Genomic DNA, 8,626 nt, shown 5'->3' with positions numbered 1-8,626 from the left:
CTCCGAGAACCACTGAGCAGCTTTATGATGCTATCACTCTCGCTTTCAATTCTGTTTCCGATTCTGACTTCTTTGGCTGGTTTTACGAATGTGACGCTCGTACCACGCTCATTTGAAAACCGCTATACCTGTTGAGTCCCAAGATTTTTTGAAGATACGCTATCGCGTAGAAGTCCATGACCTGATTCCTAAATAGAAGGAAAAAACTCATGTGTAATTCAACTAATCTCGTAGTCCTCTCTGGTTATGTCGGTAACGTCTCTGAATTGCGTCAAACCAAAACCAGTGGTAAAGACGTACTAGACTTTAGCCTCGCCGTACAGCCTAAACCTCGCCGAGACAAAGAGGGTAATTGGATCAACCAAGAACCACTCTGGGTCAAAGTAGTCTGCTGGAATGGAACTGCGGAGTATGCCGAAGAACGAGCAGAATCTGGAAAGTTTGTCGAAGTTACGGGAGTTCTGACTCAGCCTGAAGAATACAAATCCAAGAAAGATAAGAAGCACCATGCGCGAACAGTGATTCATGCTCAATCTCTGAACTTCATTGATGTTGTGAAGAAGTCTGCCGAAGACGAAGAGTATCAAGAATCAACCGTTTACGATGATGACTTTTAGTTGAATAAATAGAGAGAGTATTGATAGATATCTATCAATACTCTCTCTATTTGTTTTTTAGTCGCTATCGCTTAAGGCTCTTGCCCAGCTAAGAAAAAGAGAAGGTAACTATGATTTACACTCACAAAGGCTATCAATGCTTGCTATCGACTCGAACCACCCGTCGGGGAACCGAATGGGTAGCTCAAGCCAAGAGATATTCATTCAGCATCGAGCAGAAAGCATTCTTCCAATGGTGTGGTTTAGAATTGATTACTAGTTTTGACATTGAACAGACCAAACAACACTTTGTTGAGATGGTGGAATTATTCTTGCAAGAACATGAGGAAATATTCCCACTGTATCCCCGCCCAGAATTACCAGATGCGACTATTGAAGCAATTCTGGATGAGCGAGTATACCTGACAGTCAACAATAGCGGTAGACATCACACCGCCAAGTTTCGAGTGTTTACAGAAGAACGTCTGCGAGTATTCCCAGCACGTATCCCGATTCCAGTAGGCATCAAACCTAACGTGAAACCAAGATACAGGCAACTTGTTGCTTAATCGGCAATCTCTACAAAAAGTAAAATCTTCCTTGTGAAGGTTTTACTTTTTTGTCAAATCTAAGCTATTCAGTCAGGATGTAACCTGTCTTTTTGATGTCTGTTATTGAGTTATTGGCTTTAGATCCTGCATTGCGCTGATAGGCGATCGCACTTCGGAGGAGGTTGTTATCATAGTATTTCCTTGCTTTTTTTACATTGTATTTTGATTATTCTGGAGTTCTTTTAGCATTGACACAGAGAGTGGTAGCCCCTGCTTTAACAGAATTTCCAAGTATTCATTGCTGGTTTTGGGTTGCTTTTTTAAGCGTTGCCGACAAGTCTCAACTGCTGCCATAACTTTGAAAGGATTTAAGCCAATCAAATCGGCAATAAAATCATCTGGATGCTTTGCTGTGATTCCATACTGACTGATATTCAGATCGGGAAAATCTTTTAGATTAAAGGTGACAATAACATCAGCTTCAGCCACAATTGCTGCCGCCAGAATATGGTGATCGTTAGGATCGGGTAAGGTTAAGGATGGAATTAGCTGTTCAAAATCAGTAACTAAACTGTCTCGAACTTGACTATTCATCAAATCTTTGACTTGATTTAGCTTTTCCTTTGGTAAATCAGGACGATTTTCGATGAGATTGCGAATCCATTCGTCATGAATTAAGTTAGTCCATTTGGCTCTAAAGAGATCGGCGATCGCCAATTGAATGAGAATATCTCTAAGATAGTTGGAATAAAGGACACAGGCATCGTATATCACTGTAAACTTGCTAGTCATATAGTCCTATCTCTTCAGATATCGCCACAATCTCATCTAAAACTTTGTTTCTGGCGGCATCAATATTTGTTTTATATTCCATTAAATCAGTAAAGCGAACTCGGCGATGCGTGCCGACTTTGTGATAGGGAATTATGCCTTCTTCGAGTTGTTTGATTAGGAAGGGACGCGAGACATTGATTAAATCTGCGGCTTCTTGGGTAGTGAGTTCAGCATGGATGGGGATGATCGTTACGGCATTGCCTTGGGACATTTGGGTCAAAATGTCTACAAATAGGCGATAGGCTGCCGCAGGGATTGTGGCTGTTTCTTCACTGCCATCAGCTTCTACGATTTTGAGATGACAGACACCATCGCTAATATGCGAAGCAAGAATACGGCTGCTTTCTTTAGAAATTTCGGTTTCTTCCTCGGTAGGAATGTGTAGAGACTGTGTTAGGGCAACCATCGGGCAACCTCAGATAGTTTTGTATTTAGATTGCTTGAATTTTGCTCAAAGTCTAACATATTAAACGCAATAAACGAAATGATGATTACTATGCAAGGCGATCGCCCTATTTTTACAAGTTGCAGTACCGATAGTTATAATTTTATACTTCCAAAAAACTTAATAAAAACATTACTGCGAAGGTCAAGATAAATCGACTGAAAATTAAATAAGGCTAGCGCCCGTGCTGATGGAGAAAAACATAATTCCAATAGTGAAAAAGCCATGCCCAATCCAGCAATCGACCTAGATAAAGACAGACTAAAGCTGTGCATTGAAATATTGCCAGAAGCAGACTCAAACGAGAGAATGGTGATCATCTCCATTTGCCGAGAGCAGGGGAGACCGCTAATTCGGACTATAAGTTTGAATGAACTAGCACCAATCCCATTACCTTTAGCCGAGGTAATCCAAGCCTATGCCGCCAGTGAGTTGGCAAATCAAATCCCGACCATTGAAGAAGAAACCCCAGAACCGATCGCCATCACCAAGAGATCTTTAGTATCCTCAAAACCAGAACAGATGACTTTACTATGAGGGAAACAGCAGTGAACTATAACATCAAGATTGAAGGACAGACGATTCCCGTACCACCAGAAATCGGGAGTAGTGATGAACAGATTAGAGCAACGCTCAGCCTGTATTTTGAAGGAATCAAGAACTCGAAAATTGAAAGAACCGTGCAAGCCAACGGCGATATCCTCGTGGATGTCTGTAAACTCGCAGGGACAAAAGGGGCAATATGAGCGAGACCGCGATCGCTAGTTTGATGAAAGTACCCGAAGAAATCAATCCCTTGCTAGAGATACTCTGGGAAATTGAAAAGTACCAACAGCAAGGGACTCAATTAATCGAGCTAAGTGAAATCGGGTTAGAGGACTTTGACGAAACAAGCAAAGAATTACAAAAACAGAGTCTATGCATTCAAAGGACAATCGACAACCTGAAAAAAGCCAACCCGATCGCAGCGCCGATGACGATCCGAGGATTTTGAGATGGACAAAACCAAATTCGAGTGGTTAGCAGCATGCACTGCCGATAAAGCGGTGGAATACATCGAAGCAATCCAGCAAAGGGCAACAATGCTGCAACTGTATCAGTATTACTATCCTGACACATATCAACAATCAAAAGCTAGTGTTAAAGTTGCTAGCCTTGAAACTTATAGTGAGAAAGAGCTAGAATTTCTGACCTTATTAGATGAGCAATTCTTCCCATTGCCATTATTGCTAGCAGAATCAGAACGTATCTCCTATATTCCCGTAGAGCCACTTGGTACTTCATGGTATTACGATAACTTTGAAGATTTAGGCGCAACCGAGAAATTCTTGATGAGCCTGATCCACGGATTAGACAACGATACATGGAATGACCTAGAGGGAGAACTGGGACAAGACTTGCCAGATGCTGTTAGTTATATCAATTACCAAAAATTAAGCCAAGCCGTCAAAAAGGTGAGAGGAAAAATAACCCTTTTACCTACAGCCATAGACATGCTCACCCAGTCCACAGGCAATCTATGGCTGGATATCTCCTATGAAAATGACATCGTAGATGCTGATTGGACAGTAGAGGTAATAGATAACCTAAGAGAAGCATACACAGAAGCCCAAACGATCTTGCAAAAGTATCGAGAATTTATCGAATGGCTAGATCAAGACACCGCCAACTGTATCAAAGTGGTCAAGCTCTGGAACAAATGTAAAGATCCAAATCCCAAAATACACAACCACTATCTTGCCGCATGAGGAAAAAGAAATGCTAACCCTAGACCCACTCCAAGATGCCCTGAAGCCCGATGGCTATCCATTAATTGAAGCAGAGGCAAAACTCCTATTTCTGAAAGGAGGACATTACTGCTTTCAATATCGGCAGAGGGAACGAGAAACTTACAAGTTCTTATCCCCTGAAACAGTGAGAGCCGCCTTTCAACATGAACGCATTGACTCAGGATGGATACCCAATGGAGTAAAACGATTGGGGATTTGTCGGCAAGGACAATGGTATGTGCAGTTTATGCCACCTGCAAAACGGACATTTACCTTCATCAACTTAAATCAAAGCGGAGAGCCGATTTCCCTGACCATTCCAATGATGGGAATCGTGTTTATGCTTTGCGGTGACACTTGCTATATCTGGGCAACTAAGCAGAAAACCTTTGCCGCCGAAGCGCCCATTTACCATGTGCCATTACCAAATATCTATGGAGATGGCAGGATCTGTATGGGAACTGAGAATAACCTCAGCAGCTATGCAGAAGGAATAGAGCGACTAGCTAAAGCATGGGAGATGTTCATGACAGCACCATTCAACAATCATCTTGTGGATAGCAAATCCAATACCCATCCAGAAGACATCCGCGAAAAACTGATCCAATTGCAGAAATCCAACCGCTACCCCATTAACGATCTTGTCCAATGTGGCAGTTCCGTAAAGGTAGCCATTAATATGGTAATCAACCAATGAAATTATTAGAACATATCCAAAAGCACGTAGCCACAACAAATCCCGTATTGCCATCCGCCCAGAATCCCCCGTTAATTCAGCACATCATCGCCACAAATCAAAGCTTGCCTGAAATTGCCCCAACCTCAATGTATGAGTATATGTATGGCAGTAATGGCACATTTGTCAGGGCAAAGAGGCAAGGATTGACTGCGATCGCGCCAGTGTCGTATTACAAAGCCAAAGGACTAAAGGCAATATCAGCATCTGTACAGATGACATACCCCGCAGTCCCCGTAACGCTAGTAGAGCAAATGCTCGAAGCCTCACGCATTGCTTGCGACACTAATAATCGTCCAGTCGAAATTGTATTTCACCTATATTTTGAAAATGGTAATTGGCAGCTCGCGATTCCAGAGCAAGAGCAAACAGCCACATCCTGTAAGCCATTAGATAACAGTGCGAACAGCACATACAGCAAAGCGATTATCGAAATCCATTCCCATCATGGAATGAGAGCCTACTTCTCAGACACAGATAATCGAGATGAGACAGGTTTTCGGATTTATGGAGTGCTGGGTGAAATCTTCTCCAACCCACAGATCAGGATGCGAGTAGGAATTTACGGTCATTTCTATGAAACTGCAACAACAGGGATCTTGGAGTTACCAGCGCAATTAACAGATTGCTTAGTGGAGGATTGGTAATGTCAAACCTATCATTACCCTTTGCCGAAGCCGTCCCCATCCTGCTACCAGCCTATGAAGAACTAGACCTAATTCTCATCGGCTGTGGCGGCACAGGCGGATGGTTAGCCGTGAACTTGCCACGCATCGCCTATTTACAAAAACAAGCCGGGAAAAAAGTATCAGTTACTTTCATCGATCCAGATCGGGTCGAAGCAACGAATATACCGCGCCAAAACTTTACTCCCAACGACCTTGAACTACCGAAAGCATCAGTATTAGCCGCAAGGTATGGATGGCAATGGGGCATCGAAATCAGCGCCATAGTTTCATCATTTAGAGCAGACATGGCAACGTCACGATGGAAACACCTGACAATCTGTATTGGAGCTGTGGACAATCCCGAAGCCAGAGCCGAAATTGCCAAAGTTCTCGACACTGGAAAAACAACATTCTGGTTGGACTGTGGCAATCATTATGATTCGGGACAAGTTCTACTCGGATCTAGAGACACTGTGGAAAGTATGAAAGGAGCCTTTCATATACCCACATTTTGTACAGCCCTGCCATCACCAGCATTGCAACATCCAGATCTACTGGTGAATCAAGCGTCAATTGAGAAAGTCCTCTCCTGCGAAGAATCAGCGATCGCCAATGCTCAGTCGATGTCGATCAATCACCGTATCGCTGATGAAGCATTGGACATGCTACTACGCTTACTAAGCGGAACCCTGACCCGTTTTGCTACCTATGTAAACTGCAAACATGGCAGTGCATGGTCTAGATTCAACACCCATGAAGAAGTAGCAGCAGTGATTGGCAAGCCCAAACAATACCTAAGAGCGAAGCCCCAATAGAGAAATAAGCAGTCCGAACTAATCAGATCAACAAGAGCAGTGCGGACTGCTTATTTCTTTCATAGGTGAGCCAATCTGGTATAGGAAAGCAAGAGATAGCTAGTACAGACTAAAACTCAAGAAGCAATCTGCGGCGCGAAGCGCCGCAGATCCTTTGCTATTCAGGACTATAGCCAATCTAGCCAAAGCAAGGAATTTCATCTAACCAAGGAATACTACATAGCTTGAGGACAACATCAGCACTAGCATATTGCACAAGAACATCCCAGTTAGCGCAAGCAATGATGCGATGGCGATTGAATTTGAAAGTTAGAGGAGGTTTGATTACTCTTACTGATAAAGGAATTCGGTTTTTACGAGCCGCCACAATCACTTGACTAGTACAGGGGAAGCAGATATCGCAAAGCATTGGATAGTGAGGATCTGAGCAGAGGAAATCAATAACTTCGATGACAATATCTTGGCTGATACTAGCGATCAAGGAATCTTCATCAGCGAATAAATCCCGTACAAGATTAGCTGAACGAGGAGCAACCCCACCCAAAAGTTGAATATTGTTAAACTTACCGACTTCGCTAATAGCAGTAGAGACGAAAGATTGAGCATCAGCGCGATGTTTCTTGATAAATTGAGCCGTGACATTGATATCGATAGGCTTAGAAAGCTGAGAGTCAAGAAAGGTAGTAAAAGGTTTTAATTGCATTTGCTGAATAGCAAATCGCTCTTGATGATACTTATAAAAAATCCGAGGAAAGTTTTCACGCAGAAAATCAAATCGTTGCTCTTTTTGAGCAACGAAAATATCGGTCAATGTACCCATATAGGACTCCATCATAAAATTTGTAAACAAGGATTGCCCCACCTCAAACCATAGAGATGATATCGCCCCCGAAAATGACTGATTTTTATATGATAGCTTTACACAGAAACATCTGAGTTACTCGATAATTACGAAATTACGGGATAACGTGAGAGCAAGTCAAGAATAATCTTTGAGTGAACATGACTTGGATATTGAAAAATAGGACTGATAAATGGTTTTGGAGCTTATAGAGAGGATGCTTAGAGGAAATATCCGATGTCAGTAAATGGCGCAGATAAGCGACTCTGGCAAGCAGCCTAGTCCAAACCGCAAACTGACAGTTAGCGATCGCCCCCTCACAATCATTTGTTATAAGGGGGGGGCGATCGCAAGAAACGGGCTGAGCAGTCGTCACCTGTTGCCGAGAGACGGAGCGTCTTTCGAGAATCGCCTGTAACTGTTGCCAAGCATCAGCATCAAGCCAACAAACATTAATCATGCCCTCATCGCCATGAATGCGCTTAGAACAGATTTTGACCCCAAGCTGATTGCAGAGAATGCGAAAAATCCAAATATTGGTAGCATCTTGAGGGACATTGAAGCCCAAGTATCTTTTGATGTCCGTAGCAAATTGCCGACAAAGACTACCCAAGTTTTCCAGATCTGAATCAGTGTATTGAACATCAGGATTCAGTAACTCCTTCAAACCTAAACCCGATCTGATATAGCGTCCCAATTCATGACAAGGCTGATCTGGCAGGAAAATACCCATACCAAACTTAGCTTGACGATCAAAAGCACGAACATCAGCATCAATGGCAAGATCTGACTGAAACAAAGCCTCCAATTTGAGAATCTCCGAGCGACGTTGCCCCTCGCGATCGTATTCCACCAGTTCGGGAGATACAGTATCAAGACAATAAAACTTAGCGATCGCAGTTTTTTCTAGATCCAAAACATCTTGATACGACTGAGACTCATTTGAGATTAATTTTTTCTGTTCAGAGGGAGATAGGATTTTTGCGCTAGAGACAGCTTGGTAACGCTCTTGCCTTGTCTGAGCTAGAGCCTCCTTAATCGACTTGCCAGAATCATCATTACCGATGGTCACGACCGTAACCTGATTGCCCTCAAACACAAGGCGCTCAAGCAAATAGTCCCGTAAAGCCCACATCGCCGCATTGGTTCTCGCTTCAACACTTGCCCAAAGATCGATGTGAGGATTGTCTAGAGATGCATGATCTGCAATAGGCCGTAAAGAATCGCCTAAGCCCGCCCGAATGAGACTAACCTCGCGATCCCAGCGATTCCTGAGAGTGTTTTTGAGATGAATCGGCGAAGAAGAGCGATCAATTTTGCAGAAATTAATCCCACGTTCGGCACACCAAACCGTGCGGGGGACATTATCTC

At 43.1% G+C, this 8,626-nt stretch carries 12 protein-coding genes and 1 pseudogene; 9 read left to right on the top strand and 4 right to left on the bottom strand.

Translation table 11 applies throughout. The annotated features are described in order from the left end of the window. The first annotated feature begins 209 nt into the window (after positions 1–209). Positions 210–617 (top strand): single-stranded DNA-binding protein, encoded by a 408-nt coding sequence (locus VB775_RS26025; RefSeq protein WP_281009842.1) that lies wholly within the window; start codon positions 210–212, stop codon positions 615–617. Between the two features lie 110 nt (positions 618–727). Then, positions 728–1,165, top strand: coding sequence for a hypothetical protein (locus tag VB775_RS26020; protein WP_281009841.1), 438 nt, complete (start codon positions 728–730; stop codon positions 1,163–1,165). A 192-nt stretch (positions 1,166–1,357) separates the two neighbouring features. Here the strand turns inward: VB775_RS26020 and VB775_RS26015 are convergent, their stop codons facing one another. Together VB775_RS26015 and VB775_RS26010 are read right to left on the bottom strand one after the other, a co-directional pair. Further along, entirely contained in the window at positions 1,358–1,939 is a 582-nt protein-coding gene (locus VB775_RS26015; protein ID WP_281009840.1) for a PIN domain-containing protein, read from the bottom strand. Next, a complete protein-coding gene (locus VB775_RS26010; protein ID WP_281009839.1) occupies positions 1,932–2,387 on the bottom strand; it encodes a helix-turn-helix domain-containing protein in 456 nt (151 codons plus the stop codon). Before VB775_RS26010 ends, VB775_RS26015 begins: the two co-directional genes overlap by 8 nt. 264 nt (positions 2,388–2,651) lie before the next feature. On the opposite strand from VB775_RS26010, the gene VB775_RS26005 reads away from it, so the two are divergent. From VB775_RS26005 to VB775_RS25975, 7 genes are read left to right on the top strand one after another with little or no spacing between them, the layout of a single operon-like run. Next, positions 2,652–2,963 carry a hypothetical protein gene (locus VB775_RS26005; protein ID WP_281009838.1) on the top strand — a complete coding sequence of 104 codons (312 nt, stop codon included), beginning with the start codon at positions 2,652–2,654 and terminating at the stop codon, positions 2,961–2,963. 11 nt (positions 2,964–2,974) lie between these two features. After that, entirely contained in the window at positions 2,975–3,172 is a 198-nt protein-coding gene (locus VB775_RS26000) for a hypothetical protein (protein ID WP_144052548.1), read from the top strand. Beyond that, entirely contained in the window at positions 3,169–3,420 is a 252-nt protein-coding gene (locus VB775_RS25995) for a hypothetical protein (RefSeq protein ID WP_281009837.1), read from the top strand. The genes VB775_RS26000 and VB775_RS25995 overlap by 4 nt, the downstream gene beginning before the upstream one ends. Before the next feature lies 1 nt (position 3,421). Beyond that, on the top strand, positions 3,422–4,174 hold the full coding sequence (locus VB775_RS25990; protein WP_281009836.1) for a hypothetical protein: 753 nt from the start codon (positions 3,422–3,424) through the stop codon (positions 4,172–4,174). 10 nt (positions 4,175–4,184) lie between these two features. Then, a complete protein-coding gene (locus VB775_RS25985; RefSeq protein ID WP_281009835.1) occupies positions 4,185–4,892 on the top strand; it encodes a hypothetical protein in 708 nt (235 codons plus the stop codon). Then, positions 4,889–5,578: a Mov34/MPN/PAD-1 family protein gene (locus VB775_RS25980; protein WP_281009834.1), complete on the top strand. Its 690-nt coding sequence runs from the start codon at positions 4,889–4,891 to the stop codon at positions 5,576–5,578. Before VB775_RS25985 ends, VB775_RS25980 begins: the two co-directional genes overlap by 4 nt. After that, on the top strand, positions 5,578–6,414 hold the full coding sequence (locus VB775_RS25975; RefSeq protein ID WP_281009832.1) for a ThiF family adenylyltransferase: 837 nt from the start codon (positions 5,578–5,580) through the stop codon (positions 6,412–6,414). Before VB775_RS25980 ends, VB775_RS25975 begins: the two co-directional genes overlap by 1 nt. A 178-nt stretch (positions 6,415–6,592) precedes the next feature. Here VB775_RS25975 and VB775_RS25970 read toward each other — a convergent pair whose 3' ends face one another. Then, positions 6,593–7,249 carry a hypothetical protein gene (locus VB775_RS25970; protein WP_281009831.1) on the bottom strand — a complete coding sequence of 219 codons (657 nt, stop codon included), beginning with the start codon at positions 7,247–7,249 and terminating at the stop codon, positions 6,593–6,595. Positions 7,250–7,370: 121 nt separating this feature from the next. After that, a pseudogene (locus VB775_RS25965) lies at positions 7,371–8,626 on the bottom strand (hypothetical protein); the annotation flags it as partial.

The organism is Pseudanabaena sp. CCNP1317 (assembly GCF_034931345.1).
Taxonomy (GTDB): domain Bacteria; phylum Cyanobacteriota; class Cyanobacteriia; order Pseudanabaenales; family Pseudanabaenaceae; genus Pseudanabaena; species Pseudanabaena galeata.
The sequence above is the reverse complement of the archived record's forward strand: the minus strand, read 5'-3'. Positions and strand labels throughout refer to the sequence as shown.

What these genes read in the sequence shown, in the direction of transcription:
- VB775_RS25980 (WP_281009834.1), top strand. Translation starts at nt 4,889, where the DNA reads ATGAAATTATTAGAACATATCCAAAAGCACGTAGCCACAACAAATCCC.
- VB775_RS26010 (WP_281009839.1), bottom strand. Translation starts at nt 2,387, where the DNA reads ATGGTTGCCCTAACACAGTCTCTACACATTCCTACCGAGGAAGAAACC.
- VB775_RS25995 (WP_281009837.1), top strand. Translation starts at nt 3,169, where the DNA reads ATGAGCGAGACCGCGATCGCTAGTTTGATGAAAGTACCCGAAGAAATC.
- VB775_RS25975 (WP_281009832.1), top strand. Translation starts at nt 5,578, where the DNA reads ATGTCAAACCTATCATTACCCTTTGCCGAAGCCGTCCCCATCCTGCTA.
- VB775_RS26005 (WP_281009838.1), top strand. Translation starts at nt 2,652, where the DNA reads ATGCCCAATCCAGCAATCGACCTAGATAAAGACAGACTAAAGCTGTGC.
- VB775_RS26015 (WP_281009840.1), bottom strand. Translation starts at nt 1,939, where the DNA reads ATGACTAGCAAGTTTACAGTGATATACGATGCCTGTGTCCTTTATTCC.
- VB775_RS25985 (WP_281009835.1), top strand. Translation starts at nt 4,185, where the DNA reads ATGCTAACCCTAGACCCACTCCAAGATGCCCTGAAGCCCGATGGCTAT.
- VB775_RS26025 (WP_281009842.1), top strand. Translation starts at nt 210, where the DNA reads ATGTGTAATTCAACTAATCTCGTAGTCCTCTCTGGTTATGTCGGTAAC.
- VB775_RS25970 (WP_281009831.1), bottom strand. Translation starts at nt 7,249, where the DNA reads ATGATGGAGTCCTATATGGGTACATTGACCGATATTTTCGTTGCTCAA.
- VB775_RS26020 (WP_281009841.1), top strand. Translation starts at nt 728, where the DNA reads ATGATTTACACTCACAAAGGCTATCAATGCTTGCTATCGACTCGAACC.
- VB775_RS25990 (WP_281009836.1), top strand. Translation starts at nt 3,422, where the DNA reads ATGGACAAAACCAAATTCGAGTGGTTAGCAGCATGCACTGCCGATAAA.